This is a genomic window from Oscillibacter valericigenes, from assembly GCF_021531915.1.
GTDB classification, from domain to species: Bacteria; Bacillota; Clostridia; order Oscillospirales; family Oscillospiraceae; genus Oscillibacter; species Oscillibacter valericigenes_A.
Map to the genome: position 1 here is coordinate 302475 of NZ_JAFBIV010000001.1, position 25252 is coordinate 327726.

General features: G+C 50.7%; 28 protein-coding genes, 1 tRNA gene and 2 pseudogenes. 1 reads left to right on the forward strand and 30 read right to left on the reverse strand.

Features of this window, described 5'->3' with window-relative positions:
• The 30 genes and pseudogenes from JQM66_RS01375 to JQM66_RS01515 all read right to left on the reverse strand — a co-directional run bounded on the left by JQM66_RS01375 (position 1) and on the right by JQM66_RS01515 (position 22892).
• A complete protein-coding gene (locus tag JQM66_RS01375) occupies positions 1–867 on the reverse strand; it encodes a VirB6/TrbL-like conjugal transfer protein, CD1112 family (RefSeq protein ID WP_235228025.1) in 867 nt (288 codons plus the stop codon).
• A 17-nt stretch (positions 868–884) separates the two neighbouring features.
• Positions 885–1100, reverse strand: coding sequence for a Maff2 family mobile element protein (locus JQM66_RS01380; RefSeq protein ID WP_021633195.1), 216 nt, complete (start codon positions 1098–1100; stop codon positions 885–887).
• A gap of 161 nt (positions 1101–1261) precedes the next feature.
• On the reverse strand, positions 1262–1702 hold the full coding sequence (locus tag JQM66_RS01385) for a GNAT family N-acetyltransferase (RefSeq protein WP_235228026.1): 441 nt from the start codon (positions 1700–1702) through the stop codon (positions 1262–1264).
• Between the two features lie 22 nt (positions 1703–1724).
• Positions 1725–2390: a hypothetical protein gene (locus JQM66_RS01390; RefSeq protein ID WP_235228027.1), complete on the reverse strand. Its 666-nt coding sequence runs from the start codon at positions 2388–2390 to the stop codon at positions 1725–1727.
• Between the two features lie 183 nt (positions 2391–2573).
• Positions 2574–2789 carry a Maff2 family mobile element protein gene (locus JQM66_RS01395; protein WP_087184127.1) on the reverse strand — a complete coding sequence of 72 codons (216 nt, stop codon included), beginning with the start codon at positions 2787–2789 and terminating at the stop codon, positions 2574–2576.
• Between the two features lie 184 nt (positions 2790–2973).
• Complete coding sequence (locus JQM66_RS01400; RefSeq protein ID WP_235228028.1) at positions 2974–3171, reverse strand: hypothetical protein; 198 nt, start codon at positions 3169–3171, stop codon at positions 2974–2976.
• A gap of 8 nt (positions 3172–3179) precedes the next feature.
• Positions 3180–3707, reverse strand: coding sequence for a hypothetical protein (locus JQM66_RS01405; RefSeq protein ID WP_235228029.1), 528 nt, complete (start codon positions 3705–3707; stop codon positions 3180–3182).
• Between the two features lie 14 nt (positions 3708–3721).
• Positions 3722–4528 (reverse strand): annotated as a pseudogene (locus JQM66_RS01410) (VirD4-like conjugal transfer protein, CD1115 family); the annotation flags it as partial.
• Between the two features lie 41 nt (positions 4529–4569).
• Positions 4570–4728: a transposon-encoded TnpW family protein gene (locus JQM66_RS01415; RefSeq protein ID WP_082402108.1), complete on the reverse strand. Its 159-nt coding sequence runs from the start codon at positions 4726–4728 to the stop codon at positions 4570–4572.
• 142 nt (positions 4729–4870) lie between these two features.
• Positions 4871–6742 carry an AAA family ATPase gene (locus JQM66_RS01420; protein ID WP_235228030.1) on the reverse strand — a complete coding sequence of 624 codons (1872 nt, stop codon included), beginning with the start codon at positions 6740–6742 and terminating at the stop codon, positions 4871–4873.
• A gap of 11 nt (positions 6743–6753) precedes the next feature.
• On the reverse strand, positions 6754–7056 hold the full coding sequence (locus tag JQM66_RS01425) for a hypothetical protein (RefSeq protein ID WP_054752062.1): 303 nt from the start codon (positions 7054–7056) through the stop codon (positions 6754–6756).
• A complete protein-coding gene (gene mobQ / locus JQM66_RS01430; protein ID WP_065217785.1) occupies positions 7053–8549 on the reverse strand; it encodes a MobQ family relaxase in 1497 nt (498 codons plus the stop codon). The genes JQM66_RS01425 and mobQ overlap by 4 nt, the downstream gene beginning before the upstream one ends.
• Positions 8515–8874 (reverse strand): DUF3847 domain-containing protein, encoded by a 360-nt coding sequence (locus JQM66_RS01435; protein WP_235228031.1) that lies wholly within the window; start codon positions 8872–8874, stop codon positions 8515–8517. The genes mobQ and JQM66_RS01435 overlap by 35 nt, the downstream gene beginning before the upstream one ends.
• A 106-nt stretch (positions 8875–8980) precedes the next feature.
• Positions 8981–9613 (reverse strand): helix-turn-helix domain-containing protein, encoded by a 633-nt coding sequence (locus tag JQM66_RS01440; protein WP_235228032.1) that lies wholly within the window; start codon positions 9611–9613, stop codon positions 8981–8983.
• A gap of 351 nt (positions 9614–9964) precedes the next feature.
• Positions 9965–10777 (reverse strand): SDR family NAD(P)-dependent oxidoreductase, encoded by an 813-nt coding sequence (locus JQM66_RS01445; RefSeq protein ID WP_235228033.1) that lies wholly within the window; start codon positions 10775–10777, stop codon positions 9965–9967.
• Between the two features lie 137 nt (positions 10778–10914).
• Entirely contained in the window at positions 10915–11259 is a 345-nt protein-coding gene (locus JQM66_RS01450; protein WP_235228034.1) for a TnpV protein, read from the reverse strand.
• Positions 11256–13142 (reverse strand): DUF4368 domain-containing protein, encoded by a 1887-nt coding sequence (locus tag JQM66_RS12750; RefSeq protein ID WP_407945995.1) that lies wholly within the window; start codon positions 13140–13142, stop codon positions 11256–11258. The genes JQM66_RS01450 and JQM66_RS12750 overlap by 4 nt, the downstream gene beginning before the upstream one ends.
• Positions 13143–13202: 60 nt before the next feature.
• Positions 13203–14189 (reverse strand): annotated as a pseudogene (locus JQM66_RS12755) (type IV secretory system conjugative DNA transfer family protein); the annotation flags it as partial.
• Positions 14186–14677, reverse strand: a complete 492-nt coding sequence (locus tag JQM66_RS01460; protein ID WP_235228036.1) for a PcfB family protein — start codon at positions 14675–14677, stop codon at positions 14186–14188. The pseudogene JQM66_RS12755 and the gene JQM66_RS01460, both read right to left, overlap by 4 nt.
• Positions 14678–14711: 34 nt before the next feature.
• Positions 14712–15059 (reverse strand): DUF7768 domain-containing protein, encoded by a 348-nt coding sequence (locus tag JQM66_RS01465; protein WP_055175085.1) that lies wholly within the window; start codon positions 15057–15059, stop codon positions 14712–14714.
• Positions 15060–15083: 24 nt separating this feature from the next.
• Positions 15084–16505, reverse strand: coding sequence for a DUF5688 family protein (locus JQM66_RS01470; protein ID WP_235228037.1), 1422 nt, complete (start codon positions 16503–16505; stop codon positions 15084–15086).
• Positions 16506–16508: 3 nt separating this feature from the next.
• Positions 16509–17108: a hypothetical protein gene (locus JQM66_RS01475; protein WP_235228038.1), complete on the reverse strand. Its 600-nt coding sequence runs from the start codon at positions 17106–17108 to the stop codon at positions 16509–16511.
• Between the two features lie 87 nt (positions 17109–17195).
• A complete protein-coding gene (locus JQM66_RS01480) occupies positions 17196–18125 on the reverse strand; it encodes a ParB/RepB/Spo0J family partition protein (RefSeq protein ID WP_235228039.1) in 930 nt (309 codons plus the stop codon).
• Positions 18082–18906, reverse strand: coding sequence for a ParA family protein (locus JQM66_RS01485; protein ID WP_235228040.1), 825 nt, complete (start codon positions 18904–18906; stop codon positions 18082–18084). Before JQM66_RS01485 ends, JQM66_RS01480 begins: the two co-directional genes overlap by 44 nt.
• A gap of 12 nt (positions 18907–18918) precedes the next feature.
• Entirely contained in the window at positions 18919–19812 is an 894-nt protein-coding gene (locus JQM66_RS01490) for a DUF6017 domain-containing protein (protein WP_235228041.1), read from the reverse strand.
• A gap of 19 nt (positions 19813–19831) precedes the next feature.
• Positions 19832–20056 (reverse strand): hypothetical protein, encoded by a 225-nt coding sequence (locus tag JQM66_RS01495; protein WP_235228042.1) that lies wholly within the window; start codon positions 20054–20056, stop codon positions 19832–19834.
• Positions 20049–20351, reverse strand: coding sequence for a hypothetical protein (locus JQM66_RS01500; RefSeq protein ID WP_235228043.1), 303 nt, complete (start codon positions 20349–20351; stop codon positions 20049–20051). Before JQM66_RS01500 ends, JQM66_RS01495 begins: the two co-directional genes overlap by 8 nt.
• A 107-nt stretch (positions 20352–20458) precedes the next feature.
• A complete protein-coding gene (locus JQM66_RS01505) occupies positions 20459–20698 on the reverse strand; it encodes an HTH-like domain-containing protein (protein ID WP_235228044.1) in 240 nt (79 codons plus the stop codon).
• 362 nt (positions 20699–21060) lie between these two features.
• Positions 21061–21137: transfer RNA gene (locus JQM66_RS01510), tRNA-Arg, on the reverse strand.
• 588 nt (positions 21138–21725) lie between these two features.
• Positions 21726–22892, reverse strand: coding sequence for a phosphoglycerate dehydrogenase (locus JQM66_RS01515; RefSeq protein ID WP_235228045.1), 1167 nt, complete (start codon positions 22890–22892; stop codon positions 21726–21728).
• A 328-nt stretch (positions 22893–23220) separates the two neighbouring features.
• Here JQM66_RS01515 and typA point away from each other — a divergent pair, with 328 nt between their 5' ends.
• The gene (gene typA / locus JQM66_RS01520) at positions 23221–25044 is read left to right on the forward strand and encodes a translational GTPase TypA (RefSeq protein ID WP_235228046.1); all 1824 of its coding nucleotides are present in this window, start codon (positions 23221–23223) and stop codon (positions 25042–25044) included.
• Positions 25045–25252: the final 208 nt, after the last annotated feature.

Consider the following 25252-nt stretch of genomic DNA (forward strand, 5'->3'; position numbering starts at 1 on the left):
TTAGTGTGCCGAGAAGACGCTTTTTGCAAGAGCACCGGTCTTGAATAATGTGAAGCACAGCAGCACCGTGTATCCGAGGATGCCCCAGATGGATCCGATAATGTCATCCGAGACGGAGACGCTCTGGATCAGCACGGCATAGATGCCGACACAGATCATGATCAGAAAGCCCTGGAAGCCAAGTGCAAACAGAGATCTGAGATAGTTCTGTCCCACCATGCTCTGTTCCCGGTTTCCAAAGGTCGAGAACGGGATCGGTGCCATACTGGTCATCAGGTAGATTTCGATCATTCGTCCATAGACGATGACGAAAATCACAACACTGAGTGCCTTGATGGTAAACTGAACGACCATGCACTGCAGGAACAGTGCAAACAGCGGTCCGATTTCCATGGCCTCCAGCGTATCCTGCATGGTCTCTAAGGCTGCAGCATCCACCGCCGTATTCCCGGCAATGAGCCCGCCTGCATTATTGATCACATGCTGCGTCACATCAAAGACCGCCATCACAATATTGAAGGTATTGGTGATGAGTGTCACGGCTACAAAGGTCTTGAAGACCCATTTGAAGAAGATCCAGGTTTCAAAGTTGGCAAGGTTATTGTGGTCAATGATCATCTGAATCAGCTCGTAGCAGGCAATGAAGGTCAATATCAAGCCTGCGACCGGGATAATCACTGATTCGGAAACATTCCGGATCATGGCGAAGACGCCCGGCGAGAAGTTCGCCGGAGTCGTCCCCACCTGCGTCGCAATATCGCCAACCTGAGTGTTTACCGAATCAAACAGTCCCGTCAGCTGGTTCATGATTCCGGAAACAAGCAGTTCCTTCAGCCATTCACCAATCTGATCGAGTACGCTGTCCAACGATTAACACTCCTTTCTTAGCCGAAGAGTCCGGAGAGCAGGGGAACCAGAGTGATACCGATGAGGGCCACGCCGCCACCGGCCATCAGCTGCTTCATACCCTGAGACTTTGCACCGGGGTTATCGTTGCCGTAGCCCTCCAGAAGGTTGATCGCGCCCCAGATACCAAGACCTGCACCGAGAGCTACAACGAGAGTCTGCAGTACACCGACTGCACTATTGAAAAATGCCATAGTAATTTCCTCCTTGCCCGGATCCCGAATATAGTTTGATGGACCTGCGGGCTGATCATATGGTTGATAAACAACAATGCCCCTCTGCCCGCATGTGCACCTGCGGGCAGAAGGGCATAAAAATAGCCAGGTAGCTGATCAAGTCAGTTCCTGGCTATGTATTATTGTCTAGTTAAAATGAACCATGAGCCATATTGGTCATGTGTTTCAAAACAGAACCCCTGTTTCTCTAAAATGTGTTGGGACTCGTCGTTGTTGCTTATCAGAGCATATAAATAAGGCACTTTCGTATTTGTAAAAATCCAATTTACAAAGAACGCTAATGCTTCTTGCATATAGCCTTTTCTTCTGAAATCAATTTCTGTGCCGTAGGAAATCTCAAATTCACGCCGCTTATTTTCAAAATGGATGTGGCATATATTTTCAGTACCATTTTTCTCATAAAACATGAATCCATATTCCATTCCACTTCGTGGTTGAAGATTCAGCAGATTGATTAAACTTATTTCTCCGTTGTTTGCTGGTTCTGGTGGCACAGGAATTCCGTTTTTCAATTCAATATCTGATTTACAGACCATTCTAGCCGTATATTCTTCAATCATTGTGTAATTTCTCCCCGATACTTTAATCCTGATATTGCTGGATTTGATTATAAACATTGTGTACTGCTTCCAAATACAGCACGCAAGAGCGCTTGTTTGGATCGTTGTTGCGATTCTTTAACTTCAAGTACTCTTCACGAATCCAATTCCAGCCTTGCTCGTCGTTATATTCAAAGATCTCCTCAAGCTTCCAGCCTACATTTCTTGATTGACTTCTTTTCTCAAAAGTATAATGGCCATCATCCCAGTGTTTCAAATAATAGTACCCTTCAGATTCATCGTCTCCATAATAGATAATGGCAAAATCTCCCCCGTAAATCACCTTGCTATGATCTTTGTCTATATGCTTCAGCTGGATTACAGATGTTCTATGCTTTGGAAAAGAATAGGATGTTCCACGACATGCTTTTTGAAATGCCTGCATGAATTGATCTGCTATAACCTTTGGCTTATAGCTCCAACCTTCTTTAAGTGGAGGAAGAATAATATTGTAATCCAAGTCGAAGCCTTTGTTACCACCCTTTATGCGAGTCACAAGATGACGGTCACCACTTCCAATCAATCGATAGCGGACACCAGGCAAATCGTATTCTCTTTGCATAATAGAAACAACTCTATCAAGGATTGTTTTCTGCTCGTGTTTTACAGGGTAATATTCTTTTTTGTGAACATATTCAAATTCAGCCATATGACTTTCCCTTTCTTTCCCCGAGCCTCCCATTTAGATTTATTCTAAATCATTACATCATAAAACTCAAACATAAAAAAGTCAATCAAAGAATATGCCAATTTATAAAAACTTATATGTAACGGGCAGCTTGCGCCGCCCGGCCGGATCACTGCTCCGGCAAGCAGTCAGACTCTATTCGGATTAACCGAAGAGACCGGAAAGCAGAGGTACCAGAGTGATACCGATGAGGGCAACGCCGCCGCCAGCCATAAGCTGCTTCATACCCTGAGACTTTGCACCAGGGTTATCGTTACCGTAACCTTCCAGAAGGTTGATCGCACCCCAGATACCAAGACCTGCACCGAGTGCTACTACGAGAGTCTGCAGAACAGTGACTGCGCTGTTGAAAAATGCCATAATAAAATCCTCCTTGCCGCTTTGGGCTGAAATAATGATAGTTGCTGCCATTATGTTCGCCGTGTCCTTTTTGGCCTGATTTGTTTTTTCGCTAACCGCGTCGGTTTGCCACAGAACGCAGAACCTCATCAGGGCAAAATAAAAGCCTTCTGTTTTCTCACAGAAGACTTACAAACGATAGTGATTAAAATTTGATCTCGACCTTCCGGCTGTCATAGTAGCCTAAGATATCGAGGATCTCTTCCAGGTATTTCTTACTCCTGGCATATTTGTCTCCGGTATCCAACCGGATCCAGATGGTTGCTGTACCCGGGCTGGCATCAATGCTGATGATGTGATCTGCATTAATATACTCCTCACCGGTGTATACGAATGTCGCCATTTTGCCTCCTACCTGGTCGCTTCCTGCTTCTTAGAAGCCTTACCGGAAGGGCTGGCTGCCGCTGTTTCTTCCTTCCGGTCAGACAAGTCCGAGAGGACAGAGCCTCTGGATTTATCTTTATAGGACTCCATCAGGGCCTTCAGTTCCGTGTTGGTCACTTCTCTGGTCTCACGACCCCAGATGGATCTTCCGGTTTCATCCATGCCGGTCTTCACCGAACGGGAAAGTCGGGTCGTTCCCTCCTCGGGGAGCTTCATCCAGACACCTTTTCCGAACTGATTATCGTGAATCATCTTTGGGGAAATCACAAAGGATTCCCAGGGGCGGGTATCTGATTTATCCGGATTTGGAATACTGACTTCCACCAGCTCCTTACCGCTTTTCGAAGTAAAGGGCTCACCCACGAGCCCCTTACCGAATTTGATCGTTACCTCGGCCAGCGGCTGACCAAAGGTTTCGCCACGCGCCATGGCTTCCTCCGCTTCTCTTACGAAGTCGGGAACATCCATCGGCAACGGATTTCTTTCATCTGCCATTGCGGCTTACCTCCTTATTTTTCTGCTTCTATAACAAAAAACTCATCCTTCGGATGAAGCTTTGCCCTGGTACTCAGGTACTTCTCAATGTCGAAGGTGAGTTTCTTATCATAATCGGCTGTGTATTTGTAGTTCGGGTGCTGTGTCAGATCGTACTTATCCGACAGGAAGGGACGGACGCCTCTCAGCTGAAGGACACATTTGCTGCCGTCCATAACAGCCAGTTCATCACGACTCATGAGCTCCTTGCCCAGTTTCTGGTAGTTGGTTCCGTAGCTTGGACTATTGCCTCGTGTATCCGAGGTATTGAAGGTATCGATCGTTTCCTTGCCGAGGGCTTCGGAGAGTTCTTTCAGAGTGGTAGGTTCAGAGCCGCCCAGGAAGACCTGGCTGTCCATGTTGCCGATGATGGTATCGGCATTGTCCTTGTAAATAGCCTTCAGCTGAGACCGGGCCTGCAGCACCAGACAGGCACTGATCTCACGGGAACGGATGGTGGCGACCAGCTTTTCCAGGTTTGGGATCTGGCCGATGTTTGCCGCCTCATCGATCAGGCACCGCACATGGACCGGGAGTCTGCCGCCATAGACATCATCCGCTTTTTCACACAGCAGGTTGAACAGCTGTGTGTAGATCATACTGATCAGGAAATTGAAGCTGCCGTCCGTATCCGACATCATCAGGAACAGGGCAGTTTTTTCATCTCCCAGAGTATCCAGCTCCAGCTCGTCATACATGGTAATCTCACGAACCTCCTGAATGTCAAAGGGAGCGAGACGGGCACCGGCAGACACCAGAATACTTTTCAGGGTCTTGCCAGAGACGAAAAGTCAAGGACTTTTTCATCAAATTCAAAAAGAAGTCACATTTTGCGGACTTCCTCACGGAGCATACGCTTGATTTTGTCCTCCATCGTCTCCTTGGCGGTCTCGCTGAAATGGACACGGACGATATAGGTGGTCTTGCCAATCTGCTTTCTGACAGTCGGACAAGGGGCGGTGTTGGTTGCGGTATTGTTCATTCAAAATCCTCCTGTAAATGAAAAATGCCCGGTAACTGTTCATCATCGGGCGGTGTCGGTATGATGGAACAAGGCAAGGCGGCAACATTAAGGTATCTATAAAAACCTTGCCGTCTTTGCCACGCTTGCCGTGTTCCTGTTGTCAGTTTCGAAGATAGCAGACCCATGCTGTGCCGTCTTTCTCGGTCACAAGTCTGTCCCCGATACGGCTCTTTGCCGTTCTCATGGTGCGTGAAGAAATTCCACGCTCATTGACTGCCTTTTCCAACTCTGCGCTCGGCATACGCTTTCCGTCCGCAAGCAGTTCCAGAATGAGCATTTGCGCCTGTGCGGTCTTGCTCTCGGTCTTGGCGGTGTCTGTCCCGGCAAGAAGCTCGTCAGCGGTAATGTCATAAGCCCCTATCCACTCAAAACCTTTCTCATCTCCCAGAGAAAAGGCAAGGGACTGTCCGGGCGGCGCAAGGGAGCTTTTCTCATGGATAAGCACCCTCGTTGTGGGGCTGTCCTTCAGCTTGCCGATAAAAAGCAGACTGCGGACTGCCGCCGTAATGTCGATAGACCCCAATCCCCGGTAGGTGCTTTGCGTTCCTACGGCTTTGTTCAGGTGTCCGATCAGCACGATAGCGCACCCGGTAGCCTGTGCAATGTCTCCCAGACTGCGGAATATCGGGCGCACCTCGTTTGCTCTGTTCATGTCCACATCTGCGCCCAGAAACGCCTGTACCGGGTCAATGATAACAAGCCTTGCGTTGTTTTCCCTGATTGCCCTTGCTATGCGCTCATCGGCAAGGGTCAGCGGTGTGTCCCTATCGTCAATGACAAGCACTCTTTCAAGGTCTGCTTCCGCTTCCATCAGTCGGGGCTTGACGGTATCGCCCAGACCGTCCTCTGCGGTCTGGTAGATGATGTTGAAAGGCTCAAGGGTCTCCATACCGGGTAAAGGCTTTCGGTTGGTGCAAGCCGCCGCAAGACGCATGGCAAAGTAGGTCTTGCCCTCGCCGGGGTTGCCCTGTATGATGGTCAGCTTTCCAAAGGGGATATACGGAAACCATAGCCAATCCACGCTCGTCAGCTCCACATCTGCCATGCGGAGCATGGGGACAGGCTGGGCGGTGGGCAGCTCTCGCAGCGTGATTGTCTCGGCTATGAATTTGCGGCTGGGAATGTCCCCTTGCTGACGGAGAACATCGTTCCAGTCTTTCCTTGCCGGGACAAGGCGAATGACGGCGATCTCGCCGGGAATGGACTGTGCCAGTCGGGTACAGGCTTCGCTTCCTGCGGTGTCGCTGTCAAGGCAGAGGAACACTTTTCGGGTGTCCTTGCGTTCAGAAAGGAAACGGTCAAGTGCTTTGCCAGAAACGCCGCCCAGGGCAAGATAGCTCCTTGTCTGCCAGTCTTGCGGATATAGGCAGATAAAGGATAAAAGGTCTATCGGTGCTTCAAAGACAAAGAGCTGGTTGCCGTTTCCCTCATAGCGGAACGGATAGGATTTGTCAGACCCGGCAATGTCCTGTCTGAATGGGTCTGCCGTTCCTCGCACATGGGCGTATCTCGGCGTACCGCTTCGGTCTCTGCCGACAAACACAACATTGTGCCGCTTTGCGTCCTCGTAAATATCCCCGGAAAGAAGAAAAGTCTCAACAAGCGTTTTGTTGAGACCTCGGCTTTCTGTGAGATATTGGATTGCTCTGTCGGCTGTTCTGTTGTGCAAGGGCAAGTGAAACGCTGTGGGCGGTGCTGTGCTGGCTTCGCTCTGCCCCTCGCCGCTTTCGCCGGTCAGGAGTTGGACGGCTTCGGGAAAGGACTTGCCGTAAAACTCCATGACAAAATCAATGGGATAGCCGCCCTTGCTCTGGCTGTGGCGAAACCATTTGTTTCCCCGGACGGTCAGGCTGTCATGTTCTTTCCAACGGTATTCCCGTCCGCTTTTGATAAGCGTCTCTCCCTGTGTACGGAGAAAATCTTCCAGCCTGACGGCGTTTGCCCGGTCAATCTGTGCTTGGGTGTACTGCATGGGCGTCCTCCTTACTTCTTGAAAACAGCGCATCGTCTGCAAACGCCATGCTCACGCTCGTCCAGCGTGTAGGGGCAGTTCGCACATTCCTTGCCGTACTGCCTTGTGATAACAGGCAGATATCCCAACTCCTGCAACATATCAATCTGGCGGTCGGTGAGGGTAGCTTCAAAGGCAAGGCATTTCCGGGCGTGTTCGTCCAGCTCAATTAGGTCGGAAAGCGGTCTGCCATCGCTCAAAGGTTCTCCGCTCAAAAGGCGTTTTGCCGTTCTGCGGATGGGATTGTATTCGTTCTTCCAGTCGTATTTTTTCATCGGGATATATCCTCCTTTTTCTGTCGTGTTTGGGGTCGATTTTGGTGCATTTGTTCCTCTGTACGCTCGTTAAATCGGTCGGCAGTATCTACACATGACTTGACCTTCCAAAGACGGTGTAAATCGTCTCTGACGGTCTTAAACTCGCCATAGGTGGTGTTGTGCGCCTGTTCCAGCTCGTCATACTCTTCGGTCAGCTTTTTCATATCCACCTTGCCGTCCGGGAACTCTCCGGTCAGCTTGCGTCTGGCGGCGTAGAACTGTTTCAGTTCCGTTTCATGCTCTGCCTTGTACTTGGCTCTGGGCTTCTCAAACTTGATTTTCTGCAAGCCGTCATAGACAGGCTTCAAGCTCTGGAAAGCAGCAGAGCTGTCATAGAGTTGCTTAATTGCTTTCATTCGAGCGGTCTGTTCGTCCAGCGTTTTCTTCAAGCTCTCTGTGGCAGCACTGTGTTCGCTGACACGGCGTTCCAAATCCTCAAGGGAGTAAATGCCGTTTGCCCGGAGATAATTGAAAGTCTCGTTCATCTCCTTTAGATTGCTGACCTTGCCTTTCTGCGAATATGCCCCGGCTCTGCGCTGGGTGTAATAGGCACTCAGCAGCGAAACAAGGTCGGGTGCCTGCGGCTTGGCAAGCTCCGCTTTTGCTTCGGCAATCCAATCAAACAGGAGAGTGATTTTCTTCTTGATGTCACGGATAACGGCATTGGTGGCTTTGATCCAGCGGTTGAACTCGCCTTTCTCGGTGCGTATGCCTTTCTTCTCCATTGCCCGAACGGTTGCGCCCTCGTGGACGGTGGGAAGAAGCTCCACGCCCTGACGCTCATAGCTCCGGTGGTCGATACGAACATCAATACCTTTTTCCGCAAACTTGGCATTGCATAGCTCCGCCCATGCTTCACGCCAATGTTCCAGCGTTTCGGGACTGCCCCAGTCGGTAGTGGGAACGGCGTTGAACACAAACTTTCCGTCTGCGTCTCGGATGCGGTTGCCGTCCTCGTCCAGCTCATACACCCGGCGTTGCTTTAGTCCCCATTTGCCGTTCTGCTCGATGGGGCGGATAGGGCAAAGCACATGAAAATGCGGGTTTGGTATGCCGCCGTCCTCCCGGTCTGGCTGGTGTACGGCGAAGTCAACCACCATGCCACGGCTCACAAAGTTCTCCAACAAAAATTGCCTTGCAAGAGCGATGTTTTCCTCAAGGGAAAATTCATTCTGCAAGGCAATGTCAAAACTGTATGCAAGCTGGGCGTTCTTTCCACGCTCGGCTTTTTCCACGGCGTTCCATAGCGTCTGGCGGTCTGCGTATTCGGGCGGTGCATGGGACGGCAGGAGAATGTCGGAGCAGATCACGCCGCCCTTGCGGGTGTAGTCGCTGTACTCGCCGTAATACTCGCTATACAATCGCTCCCCGGCACGGTAGGCGGCAGAAGCGATAGCGGATTGTCCTGCGCTTCGCTTAGTCTGCGTGACGCTCAGATGAAATAGTGCCATCGGCTTTCCACTCCTTTTCTCTGTTTACTTGGCTGATGTGGGTAATCGCCATGTGACGGACGGCTCGCTGGACTTCGGACAGGGAAAAGATGTGTTCCATCAGCTCTGTCATTTCGGTGCGTGTGAGATCTTTGACCTCCGGGGCAAGGCTCTCAATCGTGCCGCCCAGATTGCAAAGGCGGTGGGTGCGCTTGGTGCGTTCGCCTTTCTCCAGATACTTCTTTCGGTTCTCCAGACGCTCCAGCTTGTGCTGTTCCTGTGCAAGCTGCGTCTCGGCTCGTTCCTTGTCGGCTCGGAGCTGTTCAAGGGTTTTCGGTTTTGTCATTGTTATTGACCTCCTTTTTTGATTTTTGGGATAAAAAAGACCGTCAACTTTTCGCACATTGCGACCAGTCAACGGTCAGTTTTTCGGTATTCGTTATGTTCTAAAATCAGTTCTTTGAAAGATGGCGTTTTTCAATCTCTAATGTTATGAGGGTAGCAGTCATTAGATAGAGGACGGCTATGACACATTCCAAAGCAAGCGAATTGATAGGGCGAGGATAAAAATGTACTAACGCCATTGCCAACAGTCTAATCGGGAAATATGTGCCTAACCATGCAGAGACTTTATAAAACCGCTTGCGGAATTGTATTGTTCTCTCATTCTGCTCATTTGCCTTTTTTTGATATGCGTATTCAAAGCCTCCAACCATAGCAATAAAAGGAATAAAACTCAGGACACCAAAGAAAATGTTTTGCAGGATAACAACAGACATGAATTGAATTATCAACACCATCACTTCAAGAGTGAGCAAAAAAATCATGATCTGGTGGACGCCGTCCGTTTTGACTTCCTTAACTTTCGGCAGGTCATTGTCGCTTTGGTATTCATCATTTAGCAAGTAGTCTGTTGTAACCTGAAACAGCCTACTGAGTTGAAGAATGTTTGTTGCATCTGGCATAGCCGTTCCCATTTCCCAACGGGAAATGGCTTGCCTTGATACGCCCAGCTTATCAGCTAACTCTTCCTGTGACATTCCATTGGACTTTCTCAACCTAACAATCTTATCTGATAATTTCATAATGAAATCCTCCTTTGATTTGGTGATTTCATTATAGCAATGAACGCTTTCAGCCACCACCACTTCAAGTTTACATTTCCGCAACATAACTTTACGCTGTGTTTTTACTTGCTGGCGGCGAACAGCATTTTATGCTGTTTGCGGACGGCAAGTCCACAAGGGATAGCCGCATAAGCGGCGCAAGGGGGTGTAGCCACCTTGACGGAACGAAGTGACGAAACATGCTCGGTCGAGCAGTTTTCTTCTGCTGACCGGGAATGAAGCTCCGCAGGACGCACTACTCTCGACAGAGAGTATAGAAGTGCGCCCTTTAGTTCCTAAAGGGATTTTATCAGTTCGCCAAATTGGAATTTACAAAGCCTTTCCACCAGACACTTTAATTACTTGTCCTGTAATCATTCTTGCCTGCTCACTTGCAAGGAACAAAACAGTTTCTGCTATATCCTCTGGCTGAATTAATTTTCCCATTGGAATTAAGGGAACGACTACTTTTTCAAACTCATCATCTATCCATCCTGTTTGAGTTGGACCAGGAGAAACACAATTCACAGTTATTCCATACGGTGCTACCTCAAGGGCAATACTACGAGTAAGAGCTTCTAAAGTTGCTTTACTTGCTCCATAAGTAATTTGACCAGCAAAGATTTGGGATGCATCTGTAGAAATATTGATGATTCTTCCATAATCACTATGATGTTTAATAAATTCTCTTGTCATCAAAATACTTCCACGAACATTGACTGCAAATGTATTATCAATCACATCCTGCGTAATTGTTTCTATAGTATCACAACCCGTTTCATCATCTGTTGCCGCATTATTAAATAAAATATCAACTCGTCCATATTTTTCAAGAACTGTACAATAGATTTCTTTTATAGCGTCTTCATTAGAAATATCACTTTCTAAAATAATGTAATCTGCACCCATTTCTTTGAGTTTAGATTCTACAGCGTCTGCATTTCCTGCATTTGCTCCATAATATCTATCTACGCCATTTCTATCCATTTTTGATGCATCAAATGGCCTATCTACCTTCTTATATACTAAAACCACTTTCGCACCTTCGCGAGCAAAGGCAATGGCTGTTGTTGCTCCAATCCCCCATGGATTATTTGCTCCTGTAATTATAGCCACCCTATCTTTTAATCCGTAATCAATCATTTATAACACCTCGTCAAATTCCGATTTGTTGCTCACTTTTCGTATTCAAATTATACCATAAAACTTGTGAACAGTTCTACCGCAACTTTGGACTATATGAGAAAAGTCCGAACAGTTTTCTGCCCGGACTTCCTCGCTCAATCATAAATCAATTCCGCTTTCACAATCTCCTCTGCCTGTGCCTTGCAAGCGTTCATCTGCCGCACCCATTCCATTTGATTATCGGCTTTCAGTTGCTCGGTCACGCCGTACTGCTTTGCCAGCTTCGGCACGATCAGCTCCATGCGTTTTCGTGCCGCTTCTTCAATCTCGGCGCAATGTTCAAAGAGCTTGTCGGATAGTACCAGTTCATTGAACAGTATCGGACGGTGCATTTTCAGATACGCCTTGCGAAGTCTGCCGTAGTGTCCGAGGGGCTTGGTCTTGCGGATAACGATGTTCGGGATAAGATAATCTCCGTTCTGTGCGTAAGTGATATTCATGCTGTTTGTACTCCTTTCATCGGCTCTCTCTGCGGTAAACTGCTGACAGGGACGAACACGCCCTTTGCAATGTCCTCCGCACGAATGGCGGCTTTCTTAGCTTCAATTTCTGCCTTTTTCCGCTTCTTGATTTTGTCCTCGTATCGCTTCTGCGCTCCGCTGGCTTTCCGCTTCAAGTAGTTCTGATGAAGCCTGTCCTTGCGTTCCTCACGCTTGCGGATTTCCTCTAATTCCTCTGGGGTAAGCTCCACTTCTCCAAACGCCGGAGGAACGAATCGCCCGACAAAATTGAAGTAAATCTCGACCTCCTGTGTGGTCTGTATACTGCCCTTGCGGTCACGCTCATGCACAAGGATTTTCTCGATAAACTCGTTGAGCATGGCAATGGTCAGCTTGTCGAAGTTCTCATATTTGTCAATCAGAGCGATAAAACGGTCAGCGTCCTTTTCGTGCTTCTCATAGCTCTTGACAGCCTTTTCCAGAACAGAGATTTCAGCGGTAAGCTCGGACTGTTCCTTTTCGTATTGAGCGTCCAGAGTGGCGTATCTGCTGTCGGACAGCTTGCCTAAAATGTTGTCCTCATAGATTTTGCAGAGCAGGACTTCCAGCTCGGAAACTCTCTGCTTTGCTGTGGCAAGGCGTGTGCGCTGTTTTCTGACCTCTGCCGTCTGCTGGCTGGACTGCGCTTCCTGCACCACACGGACAAACTCGGCTCGGTCATGCTTGGCATACTCGGCAATAGCTTTGAGCATTTCGGAAACAAGGGACAGTACCACATCTTCATTGATACGGTGCTGTGTCGTGCAGAGCTTTCCAACTGGGACTTTGCTGTATTGGGAACAGGTATATTGAGAAATACGCTTGCCGTTGTTGGTACGGTGGACATACATCTTGCCGCCGCAATCGGCACAATAAAGCAAGCCTGTGAGGGGAGCTGCTTCGCCCCAGCCGTCCGGGTAGCGTCTGACATTCCCACGGATTTTCTGCACAAGGTCAAAGGTCTGCTGGTCAATGATAGCTTCATGGGTATTCTCGAAAATCGTCCATTCGTCCTCCGGGACATAATGGCTTTTCTTGTCCTTGAAGTGCTTTCGAGTCTTGAAGTTGATGGTGTGTCCCAGATATTCACGCTTTTCAAGAATGTTGCAGATGGTGGAAGAACCCCAGCCGTACACATCTTTGAAAGTCTTGTTTTTATTCACACCCTCGCCGTGCTGGGCAAGGTAAGCGGACGGAATGAGGATTTTTTCTTCTTTCAGCTTGCTGGCGATCTGATACGGACCGTAGCCCTCAATCGTCATGGCAAAGATGCGCTTGACCACATCAGCGGCTTCGGGGTCAACCAACCATTGGTCTCTGGCTTCGTTCCAGAGATAGCCGTAAATGACCGTGCCTGTGAGGTGCTTGCCGGACTTGCCTTTGGACTGGAAAGTGGAACGGATTTTACGGCTGGTGTCTCTGGCGTAATACTCGTTCATAATGTTGCGGAAAGGGGTAAAATCATCGTCACCTCTGGCACTGTCCACGCCGTCATTGATGGCGATAAGGCGAACGCCACGCTGACGCAGGATTTCCATAATCTGACCTACTTTCAGATAGTCACGACCCATGCGGCTCATGTCCTTGATACACAGATACTCCACATTCCCGGCTTCCACTTCTTTCATCATTGCCAAAAATCCGGGACGGTCAAAGCAGGTGCCGCTAATGCCATCGTCCGTGAAATGGACAATGTTTGTAAAGCCCTGCCGTGCGGCGAACTCCTCCAACATTGCCTTTTGATTGGATATGGAGTTGCTCTCACGCTGTTGGTCATCATCTTTGCCAAAGTCATCACGGCTCAGTCGTTCGTACAGAGCTGTGATTTTCTCGTTTTTTCTCATAACTTGCGCTCCTTTCTTCGGTTTTAGGTTATGTGTTCTAAGAGACTTCCCAACCGCTTGATTAAGAAGTCTTTTAGAGCATACAACACCCGCAGCCAGCTTGAACTTGGCATATTGCCGGACTGCGAAATGATCCGGCTTTTTCTTTTTCAGGTCTTCAAACATCAGATCCACCGGATTCTGGAAATCCTCATCATCCTCACGGACCTCCATGGCATTGATGAATTCGATGAGCGTGGCAAAGTTCTGTTCCTCCTTCGGTGCCTCATAATGGATGTAGCCGATGAGAGCACAGTAAAGAAGGGTCTCGGCCTTGTCCCAGAACGGATCGCCGCCCTTACCATCACCCTTGGTATTCGCCATAAGTGTGGTCGTCAGCTTCAGGATATCCTTTTCGCTGTGGATATAGGCGAAAGGATTATAGTGCATGGACTTGTGAAAATTGATTGTGTTGAAGATTTTGATCCGGTAATTCGCATGGACAAATGCATTTCCAACCTCGAGCAGGGTCGTGCCCTTCGGATCTGTCAGAACATAGGAAGAATGAAGCTGCAACAGGTTTGGCTTAATCCAGAACCGGGTTTTACCGGAACCGGAGCCGCCGACAATCAGAACATTCTTATTTCTGGCGTTGGCAGGATTCTTTGGGCGGTTGCTCATCATCAGTCGTTCTGTCTTTGTGAGGATCACATTGTTCTCAAAGACCGGATCGATGAAAGGCTCGATGTCCTTCGGGCCACCCCATCGGGCAGAACCATACTCAAGGTTATGCTTAAAATTTTTGGCATTCTTTCCCCGGATGTAGACGGCAGCCCTCAGACCTGCCCCGCAGATCAGGCCCACCATCAAGTCAATGGGATGAAAGCTCGGAAGGGGATTTCCGAAAGCAATGCCCATCGTTGTAAAGAATGACAGCAGCTTTTCAGAAGCATTCGCGCCCTCCGCTATTCGCCAGGCTTCTCCCAGATTGGTACAGACCAGACTAATCAGGATATAAGGGAGGGCCCGGATCAGAAGCTTTTTCAGCTTAACGGTATCCAGGCTCATCGTGACTGCTCCCTCTGCTTGTCCCTGCTTACCACCTTCGCAGGGATATCTCTCACCGCATCGATCAGCTTATGCAGCGTTTTCAGAACGCTCGGACGATTGTTCTTTGCCAGTATCTCTGCAGAGTAGTCATTGAATGCCGCCGTCATGGCATCCGCATCTCTGGCCTTAAAGAACACCAGGTACTTCGGTGGAAGTACGGATTTATCCTTGGTGATTGCATAATCAACACCGTATTTCCGGGCATACTTTTCAAAGCCCTTCAGGTCTGTTTTGGAGATGTCGATATTGGTTACGCCCTGATTCTGGCCGATCAGCTCCTGAATGGTCTGCTTGCCGGTGGGCTTTTCATTTTTCATTGCCGCTTCCTGAGATTTTCGCTTGATATAAGCGATCCCCTTCAGGCCAAGTCGGACAATACTGCGAGCCGTAAGCTTGGTCGTGCTGATGGCCAAATTCACTGTCCTGTTTTCTACTTCCTCCTGCAATGCTCACCACCTCCTTCAGTTCGTTTTTCCGGCATCATGCCTTTTTTCCGGCGGATCCCTCCACCTTCATAATGCCGTCAAGAGTTGTAGCGGCAATACGGAGCCTCTTTGCCAGACCGATATCGTCTTTGACCTGGCCATCCATCGAATCGCCGCAAACCACGAGAATGCGGGATCTTCGGAGGAGCTCCGATGCCATTTCAATCCTGTCCTTGTGCTCCTGGGGGATCTCGTCCCGTAAGAGCCCTTCATACATGAGTCTCGGACAGATAGGAGAAAACCCTGCATCATACACCTTTCGGCAATAACGCAGGGCTGTGCTTTTTGCTTCAAATTCGTTATCACTCCAGTTTGCAGTGATATACGCCAGTGGTCTAACCATGTGTACCTCCTTCTTTCAACATCATCAGTGGCCGTCATGCTCAGGCCTTTTGTGCTTCGGCTTACCGCCGATCTCTTCGGCGGCTTTTGCCGCTTCGCGTGACTGGAGGGCCTCGTCGGGAATCGGGATCGCCATGATGCTGTGCCCCATTTTCACGAAGGCCTCCGGCTGGTGGAACAACTCTTCAAACTTGCCGATCTGCTCCGGAGTGAGGGAACCGAAGCTGTCCTCCGTAAGACCGGTCACCAGGAAGGAACCGGCAATCACATCATAGACCTCATTGTTCTCATCACGAAGAGCACGGTTGAGAGGCAAACCGTTGATTTTGCCTTCCTCATTTACGATCAGGCCAACAGGATCCTCGAAGGGATAAACCACCTCAATAAAACCGCCTACCAGCTGCTGAAGATCCTCAAGGCCGGTTTTGGCTTCAATGACCTTCGGGTGCTCATTGGGTTCGACAAGAAGCATGGTAATCGTATCTGCCTCCATAAATCCGGCGGGCTCATCGGCAAGCATTGCTTCTACTCTGGCAGCCTCGCGGGCCTCAAAGGTACGGGCATTTTCAAAGATATGCGCTTCACTGTCGTAGTGGAATACATTGTCGGAGAGCCGGTCCGCAGGGGCAACCTCCGCCTCATTGATGCTTCGCACCATTTCTTCCAGATGGCTGAGCTCCATACTTCCGTCATCGGCAATGAACAGAACTTCATGGATTGAAGAAGGGAGAACGTAGAAATCGCCGCCCATCGTTTCAGCCGCCTGATCCAGAAAATCCGGATACTGAATGGTGCAGGCACCGTTCTGACCGCCCTCTACCGTAGCAACCCAGATGGGAGAAGGCTCATCCGGCAGAAACATACCGGCAGCATCGCCCATCATGTCACGCATGACGTCGTTCATGTTGCGAAGGGTCGCAGGATGGTTCTGCACAGCAGCTTCCAAAGCATCCGAATGAAGCTGATCAGCTGTAATATCATAGGTCTGAAGCATGTTGTTGGTTACGAGAATGCTGGCAGAGCCCTGTTCATTACTCTCCATCTCGAAGCGGTAAACAAGAGCCATGTCCTCCACAGCTCTGTGAGGAATCTCGGAAAGCCTTTCCTCGTTTCCGGCAATGGGAATCATCTGAAGGGTCAGCTTTTCCTTCATCTGACCGTAATCCATCAGCGCTCGGGTATCGAACTGCGGCATACTTCCGGCAATCTCTGCCACCTGCTTTTCAATGTTGTGAAGGGCAGTCTCCATAGGCATACCGTCCTCAACACGTTTGAAAGCATAGTCCAGATTCATCGTAGCAGCAACATTACTGTCTGCAGGGCTGACAGCCAGACCGGTATAGGATTCACCCTGCAGCTTCGATACAGCCTGAATGCCGATATCCAGATCGGGGAAGCGCTCACGCATCTCATCGACAACCTGAATCTTAAACTGATCAAAATCCATGTGTTAGTCCTCCTTTTTCTCTTTCGGCAGCCAGTAACCACAGATGGTCTTTCCGTCTTCACCGGTAATGGCCACGAAGTGCTCATTCAAAAAGATCATTGCAGCAAGAAAGTCCATAGCGGTAAGCTCCTCGCATTCGGTTTCATCGTCATTGACTCTGGCAATATAAACCGGAGCCGTAATGGTGATATCATCTTCACTTTCCCAGCTGTGCTCCATATAGTGAAGAAACAGATGATCGCCGATCTCAACGCAATAAAACGTCTGCTCATCATCAAAACCCGGAAACTTTGACAGGGCGTCTTCTTCCGTCATCAGCTGTACCGGTTTTCCGGGCACCGCAAAAAGGACGGTAGCGTCCATACAGGCCATATCATCCTCGTCCCAGTCGTCCGCGTCTTCGAAATTCTTAGTGTCCCAGGGATTCTTCTTTCCCTGAAGCAGGCTGGCAATTCGGGAAAGAACAATGGCACTGTCACAGAACATTTCTGCCAGTTCGTCTACAGAATCTGCAAGCGCAATCGCTGCAGCCTCTTTTTCGGAAGGCTTCTTCCGGATACCAAGAGGATTCTGCATCTGATTCATCATTTCTTTTTCAGTCATTGATTGATACTCCTTTTCGTGTTTTGGGTAAAAAGAAAGCACCATCAAAAGTTGTCCTTCTGACAGTGCTCGGGTATTGGTATAAAATTATCGTTCCTGATCGCGGGCTTTCTTTTTCTGCCACTGATCCAGAAGCTTGATAATGGTGTCCTGCATCTGCTGTGTAGTGTAGGACCTGGGGAAATACTTCCTCAGCTGTTCATTTCGGAAGGTGACCCGTTCAAGATCCCCTTTCTTCACTTCATTCATGATCTCTCTGGCGGCGTCCATGGTGAAATCGCCTTCCTGCGCCAGCTTCTTCAGGCGCTGAGCCTGGGAAAGAGAAGGGGAAGCCTGCACCTCATCCATAGCCTGCATGAAAACCGCCTGTTCCTCCGGAGCAAGATAGGATAGTTCAACCGCCGGATTGAAGGAAATCTGCTTCTGATCGACCATTTCCAGAAGTTCGGAAATGAGGTTGGTGAGACGGATGTAGCGCTGGACTTGACGCGCGCTGTCACCGACTTGTTCTCCTAATTCTTGATCTGAACGTAAATGTGTGCCAACTTGGCACGCATTTTCTTTAGATGGTCTACCAGCCTGCCTTTTCATCGCTTCCAACTTCATTTTGTACGCATAAGCCCTCTCACTGGGCAGTATGTTTTCTCTCTGAAGATTGGAATCGACCATGAGCACCGTGGCGGCATCATCATCCATCTGCCTTACCAGAACCGGAACCTCCGTAAGCCCTGCCAGCTCAGCAGCATGGGCACGGCGATGTCCGGAGATGATCTCATAATCGCCGCCTTCCAGCGGCCTGGCAATCAGAGGCGTCAGCACACCGTACTGTGCAATGCTCTCCGTTGTTCGAAGCATGGCTTCATCATCCACGACCTTGAAGGGATGATCCTTAAAGGGCACCAGCTCGCTGATGCTGATATTCTGCACTCGTTCCAGCTGACTCTCTGCACGACTTTCATCCGTTTCAAAGATATCATCGTAGCTGGTCAAGCTGATGTTTCCGCCTCTTTTCGGCATTCGCTAACACCTCCTTTGTCAGACCCTGGTAGGCTTCAGCAACCTTACCGCCCGGATCGTGTTTGAAAATGCTCACGCCCTCCGCGCTGATTTCCGCAGCACGGACGGAGCGAGGGATGTCTGCGTCATAGACCTTCAGCTTGCTGCCGTAGGTATCACGGATCAGCGTACTGATCTCCTTTGCAAAGTTGGTACGAAGGTCCACCATGGTCAGCAGAATTCCTTCGATTCGAAGCTTGGGATTGATCTGACGTTTGACCTTGTTCACCGTCTGAAGCAGCTGCTCCAGGCCCTTTGCCGACAGATAGTTTGCCTGGACAGGAATGAGAACCTGATCCGATGCGGCAAGCGCATTGACGGTCAGCATGCCCAGGGAGGGCATACAGTCCAGTAGAATATAGTCGTACTGAAATTTCAAAGCATCTAAAACCTGCCTTAAAACAGTTTCGCGGCTCATGGCGTTGACCAGCGACACCTCCATACCGGACAGCGTGATATTTGCAGGAACAAGATCTACGCCTTCTTCATGTGACAGGATACCCTCCTTAGGTGCGATGGGCTGATCTTGCATGACCTTCGCCATCAGGTCGGTCAGCGTGACCGGAAGATCATCCGGTCTGGGATGTCCAAGGGCAATGGTTAGGGACGCCTGCGGATCCGTGTCCACGAGCAGCACTCTTTTTCCCTCATTGGCAAGGCCAATGCCCAGATTTTCGCAGGTGGTAGTCTTACCGGTTCCGCCTTTCTGATTTACAACAGCCATGATTGTGGCTCTCGACATAATGATCACCTCCTAGATCAAGCCATTGGCCATGTCGTGCTGTACCCAGTTCTGATAGTAAGAACTGATGGTAGTTGGCGCGTTGTAGAGGACTGCCAGCATGTACTGCTTCATGTCCTTAACGCGGGTTGTGTTGTTTGCCAGTGTCATCAGGGCATATTTGATATGCTCTGCATCCAGCTTCATAAATCGACTTTTTACGACTTCGATCGGCATATCTTCCCGATTGATACGAATGCTTTTTCTTGTGGAGCAGCATACATCAACCATGAGATCGACCATAGCCTGAATGGTATCCTGATCAAGTGTCCTATCCCGGGAAAGATAATCCAGCTCGAGAGATTCTCTGAAATAATCCTCATATTGAGCTCGGATCCCCATCGCTTCGCTTCCTTTCCCGACATTTCTGTCGGAATAGAAGGAATCGGTATCACTATACTCAGTATTAATAATATCAGTCTTATTTCCGTGTCCTTTTGACACTTCAAGAGATGTGATTTCGACACTTCCAGAAGTGTCATTTTGACATTTCAAGAAATGTCTCTCCACAGGGCTGTCCACCGATATGAAGTTCTTCACATAGATCAGGTTTGGTTTTCCCAGCCCCTGACGCTTTCTCTCAATGAGACCGACCTTGTCCTCCAAATCCGATAACAACTGGATCGCTTTTTTGTTTCCGCAGTTCATGTCCGCCATGATTTCTTCAATCGTGCAGATGATATACACGCGGCCCTGTTCATCGATCCATCCGTTTTTTGCAGAGAGGGGAACGCGGTCCAGTAAGATGCCGTACAAAGTTTTCGCCTCAGCAGACAGATATTTGAACCGGTCATTCGTAAAAAGCACCTTGGGAACCCGGTAGAAGGCAAACTGTTCTGCCTGGGCTCCGTAGAAATAATCAAACACTCATAGTCACCACCTGCTTTCAGGAGAATTTATCGCGCTTCAGAGGCTTCTTGCGAAACACATCCTTATCCTTGCCATAGGGGCATCTGGTGAACTGGCACCGACGATACTTGAAATCCGGACGATAGTAGAGGCAGTGAGCGCAGCTTCCGGGCTTGTGGTCCGATGCGCTCTCGAGCTTTTCTCTCTTTGCAGCCTTCGCCAGCTTCTCATATCTGCGGAAGACATCATCCTTCTTACTCATTTGCCGCACCTGCTTCCTTTGCGCGGTTAGACCGCTTTGCTCTGAGCCATGCGTCCAGCTCCTTGTAGCAGACAGCGCTGACACAGGGATGTCCTTTGGCGTAACAGCAGCCCTCACATTTCTTTTCCTGCTCGGTCTTTACCGCCTCAGCCAGGTAGTAGCAGTTCTGCGTTCCAAGGACACAGCCGACCTTGCGGTTCTTCCAGAAGAAGCACTTGCGGCAGGTATCCGGCTTGTCATCGTAGTATCTGATCCCGTCGATCAGAATGGTTTTGCGTCTCGCTTTTTTTCTCATCACGATATCCTCCATAGTTTTGATCCGCCGCCGGGGAAGTCCGGAGACGACAAAAGCCCTGTGATGATTTTTCGTCACCACAGGGCTATGTAAAATATCGTTAGTCTTTATAAATTGGAGTATCGTTCTTTTACATCAACATATTTTGATAACCTGACACCTTTGCTTATCTCGGTCTGATAAGATTCAGGCATATTGGCAAGCTTCAAAATCTCTTTGGGAGTAGATCCACATCCCTTGATTTCTTCAGCATACATAATGCCAAACAAGTGAATCATGGTTGTCTTTTCATTGCTGCTATTCTCATACATCTCTTTAAGCCGCATTGCCAATTCTCGTACTGTCATGGTTTTCCTACCTCCATCTTTAAAGATTTCTTCAATATTGGCGCTTGTTTTTAGAAATCTAAAATATCGCAATCTGAATTTCTAATGCGTTTAGAAATATGCATCTTAACCGGTTCTTCCATCACATCAGCCTCAGGCTAAATATCGGCATTTTATTGCTGTCAGGACCGATTTTTTATAGATTTACACCCAGATACACCGGTGAACACGGAAACATGCGCCATTTTTAGCGGAATCACCGTTTCGGGGTGTTTTTCCTCATTAGATAAAAGCCCTGTTTTTTTAGCACTTCATCAATGAAGCTTCTTTTTTATTAGAAGAAACGCGGAAGATTTCGTAAAAAATCTTCCGCGATAGTGCGCTGGCGTCCCTGACTGGATTCGAACCAGCGGCCTTCCGCTTAGGAGGCGGACGCTCTATCCTGCTGAGCTACAGAGACGTATTAGATTATTTTTAGCTTGCTGAGATGTTTTCGCAAGCCGATGCATGGCAACAAGAAGAGCCAAGGAAGTCAATCCGGAAAAGACCAGAGAGTACTACCAGGATTCTTACAAGCCAAGTGATATAATAACAGAAAACGCTGAAATATCAAGGTTTTCCGGTACTATCAAAAGAAGAAAAGGCGTGAAGCGCGGCAAGCAATTTCTTAATTGCTGCCGCGCGATCGCCCACCCTCTGGGTGGGTGATCGCGCGCGAATTTTTAAGTGGCAAGGCCGAAAACGCGGCGAAACAAAATCCCAATTGGCGCGTGTTGCACCGCAAAATTTATTAGAAATCAGGCTAAAAAATTGGCCAACGGATTCGAACTCAGAACCCAAAATAAACAATTGATCATACCGCCAATTTTAGAAAAAGTGGGCAAAAATGCCCCAAAATCATGCCCAAAAAGAGGACGATTTTTTAAAAATGGCGAATGACAGCATCCTTCTTAGGAGGCGGATGCTCTATCCTGCTGAGCTACGGAGACAAGGTACAAGCGGTATTGTACCCGATTTGAGCCGTTCTGTCAATTCAAATGGGGGCGGATTACTCGATGACCCGGACCCGGATCACGTTGGCCAGCTTGCGGACATCCTCGATGACGGCGGCGTCCACCTTGGTGCCCAGATCCACCATGGTATAGGCCAAATCGCCCTTGGACTTGTTGCTCAGGTTTTCCACGTTGACGCCGTCCTTGGACAGCAGCGTGGTGATGTTTGCCAGCATGGCGGGCACGTTCTTGTGGATGATGCACATGCGCATGACGCCGCTGCGCTCCATAGAGACGGCGGGCAGGTTCACGGAGTTGCGGATGTTGCCGTTTTCCAGATAGTCCTTCAGCTCGTCCACCGCCATGACGGCGCAGTTCTGCTCGCTCTCCGGGGTGGAGGCGCCCAGGTGGGGCATGGCCACCACGTGGGGGGCCTGCACCAGCCGGTTGTTGGGGAAGTCCGTGATGTAAGTGGCGACCCAGCCGGTGTCCAGAGCGGCCAGCATGGCCTCGTCGTCCACGACCTCGCCCCGGGCCAGGTTGATGAACCGGACGCCCCGCTTCATGGCGGCGATGGCCTTGGCGTCGATCATGCCCTTGGTCTGGGCCGTGTAATGGATGTGGATGGTGATGTAATCGGCCCGCTTATACAGCTCGTTGATGTCTTTCACCACATGGATGTGCCGGTCCAGCCGCAGGGCGGAATCCACGGACAGATAGGGGTCGTAGCCATAGACGTCCATGCCCAGGGACAGGGCCATGTTGGCCACCAGAGAGCCGATGGCGCCCAGGCCGATGACGCCCAGGGATTTTTTATAGAGCTCCGGGCCCACAAAGGCGGACTTGCCCTTCTCCACCACCGTGGTCACGTCCACGCCGGCCTCCACCTGTTCCCGCACCCAGCGGATGGAGCCGTCCACGTCCCGGGAGCCCATCAGCATGGCGCACAGCACCAGCTCCTTCACGGCGTTGGCGTTGGCACCGGGGGTGCTGAACACGGCGATGCCCGCCTCGGAGCAGCGGTCGATGGGGATGTTGTTGACGCCCACGCCTGCACGGGAGATGGCCAGCAGGTTGGAGGGGAACTGGTAGTCCAGCAGCTTGGCGGACCGGACCACGATGCCGTCCTCGTTGGTCTCATTGTCGGAGACCACATAGTGCTCCGGATCGAAGCGGTTCAGGCCCATGGGAGAAATTTTGTTCAGTGTTTTGATGTGATACATGGCGAAATGCCTCCTGGGTGGTCCCAGCGGACCACGATACTTGCGGGGGAACGTGCGATGCTGGCACCGCTTCCGCCGCAGCAGTTTCATTATAGGGTTGGCACCGGAAAAGAACAATGGAGAGAGTCCCCAAAAAAGCTGCCGGAGAAGCGAAAACTTTGGTGAAAAAGGTAGTATCTCTGCGGCTGCATCAAATATGGGAGAATTGCCGGAGAAAATCTCATAAAAAACCGAAAAAATGTAGATTTCCACCTTGAAATGCGGGAAAAATATAACTATAATATTATGCTGTGTTTGAATCTTACGTCAGAAAGAAAGGACGTTCCATATGCAGAATGAAAAGCTGAGAAACGTAGCCATCATCGCCCACGTCGACCACGGCAAGACCACCTTGGTGGACGAGATGCTGAAGCAGGGCGGCGTTTACCGGGAAAACCAGGAGACCGTGGAGCGCGTCATGGACTCCGGCGACCTGGAGCGTGAGCGCGGCATCACCATCCTGGCCAAGAACACCGCCGTCCGCTACAAGGACACCAAGATCAACGTGGTGGACACCCCGGGCCACGCCGACTTCGGCGGCGAGGTGGAGCGCATCCTGAAGATGGTCAACGGCGTCATCCTGCTGGTGGACGCCGCCGAGGGCCCCATGCCCCAGACCCGCTTCGTGCTCTCCAAGGCCCTGGAGCTGGGCCACCGGGTCATCGTGGTGGTCAACAAGATCGACCGCCCCGACCAGCGCATCCACGAGGTGGTGGACGAGGTGCTGGAGTTGCTGATGGACCTGGACGCCACCCCCGAGCAGCTGGATTCCCCCATGCTGTTCTGCTCCGGCCGTCAGGGTACCGCTTCTTACTCTCCCGAGGTGGTGGGCACCGACCTGACCCCCCTGTTCGAGACCATTCTGGAATATATCCCCGCCCCCGAGGCCAACGTGGACGAACCCTTCCAGATGCTGGTCAGCTCCATCGACTACAACGAGTTCGTGGGCCGTATCGCCATCGGCCGCATCGAGCGGGGCACTCTGAAGCAGAACCAGGAGATCTCCGTGGTGAACTACCACGCCCCCGACGCCGTGCTGCGGAAGGCCAAGGCCACCGCCATCTATGAGTTTGAGGGTCTGGCCCGCAAGGCGGTCAACGAGTCCACCGCCGGCAACATCATCGCCATGAGCGGCATCCCCGACATCACCATCGGCGATACCATCTGCGACCCCTCCGCTGTGGAGGCCCTGCCCTTCGTGCAGATCAGCGCCCCCACCATGGAGATGACCTTCTCCGTCAACGACTCCCCCTTTGCCGGCCGGGAGGGCAAGTTCGTCACTTCCCGCCAGATCCGGGAGCGGCTGTACCGGGAGACCCTGAAGGACGTGTCCCTGCGGGTCACCGACACGGACCGGGACACCGCCTTCAACGTGGCGGGCCGCGGCGAGATGAGCCTGTCCATCCTGATCGAGACCATGCGCCGGGAGGGCTATGAGTTCCAGGTGTCTCCCGCCCGCGTGCTGTACAAGGAGATCGACGGCGTCAAGTGCGAGCCCATCGAGCGCCTGGTGGTGGACGTGCCCAGCGACTGCGTGGGCAGCGTCATCGAGAAGCTGGGCCAGCGCAAGGCGGACCTGGTGGAGATGACCCCCGTGGGCGACCGCATGAAGGTGGAGTTCCTGGTGCCCGCCCGGGGTCTCTTCGGCTACCGCAACGACTTCCTCACCGACACCAAGGGCGAGGGCATCATGGCTTCCGTCTTTGATTCCTACGCCCCCTACAAGGGCGATATCTCCCGCCGGGGCAACGGCTCCATGATCTCCTTTGAGACCGGCGAGTCCATCACCTACGGCCTGTTCAACGCCCAGGAGCGCGGTACCCTGTTCATCGGCGCCGGCGTGCCCGTCTACGGCGGCATGGTCATCGGCGTCAGCCCCCGCAGCGAGGATATGACCGTCAACGTCTGCAAGAAGAAGCAGCTGACCAACACCCGCGCCTCCGGCTCCGACGAGGCCCTGCGCCTGGTGCCTCCCCGGCAGATGAGCCTGGAGCAGTGCCTGGAGTTCCTGGCGGACGACGAGCTGCTGGAAGTCACGCCCAAGAGCCTGCGGATGCGCAAGAGCATTCTGGACCACGAGAAGCGCATGAAGGCGCTGCATGGCAAGAAGTAAGTTTTCCCAGAAAGCCCCGGAAGCTTTTCCGGGGCTTTCGACTGTCGAAAAACCCCGGTTTGAAGAAAAAGAACTCAATTTTGCAGGGGGAGTACGAGGGGGCGGAAGCCCCCTCGTGTTGAATCGAATGCCTGCAAAAAGCCTGCGTCAGCAGGCGTTTGCGCCGCGTAGCGGCAGCTTTTCGGGCCGCAGTGCGGTCAGAAAAGCG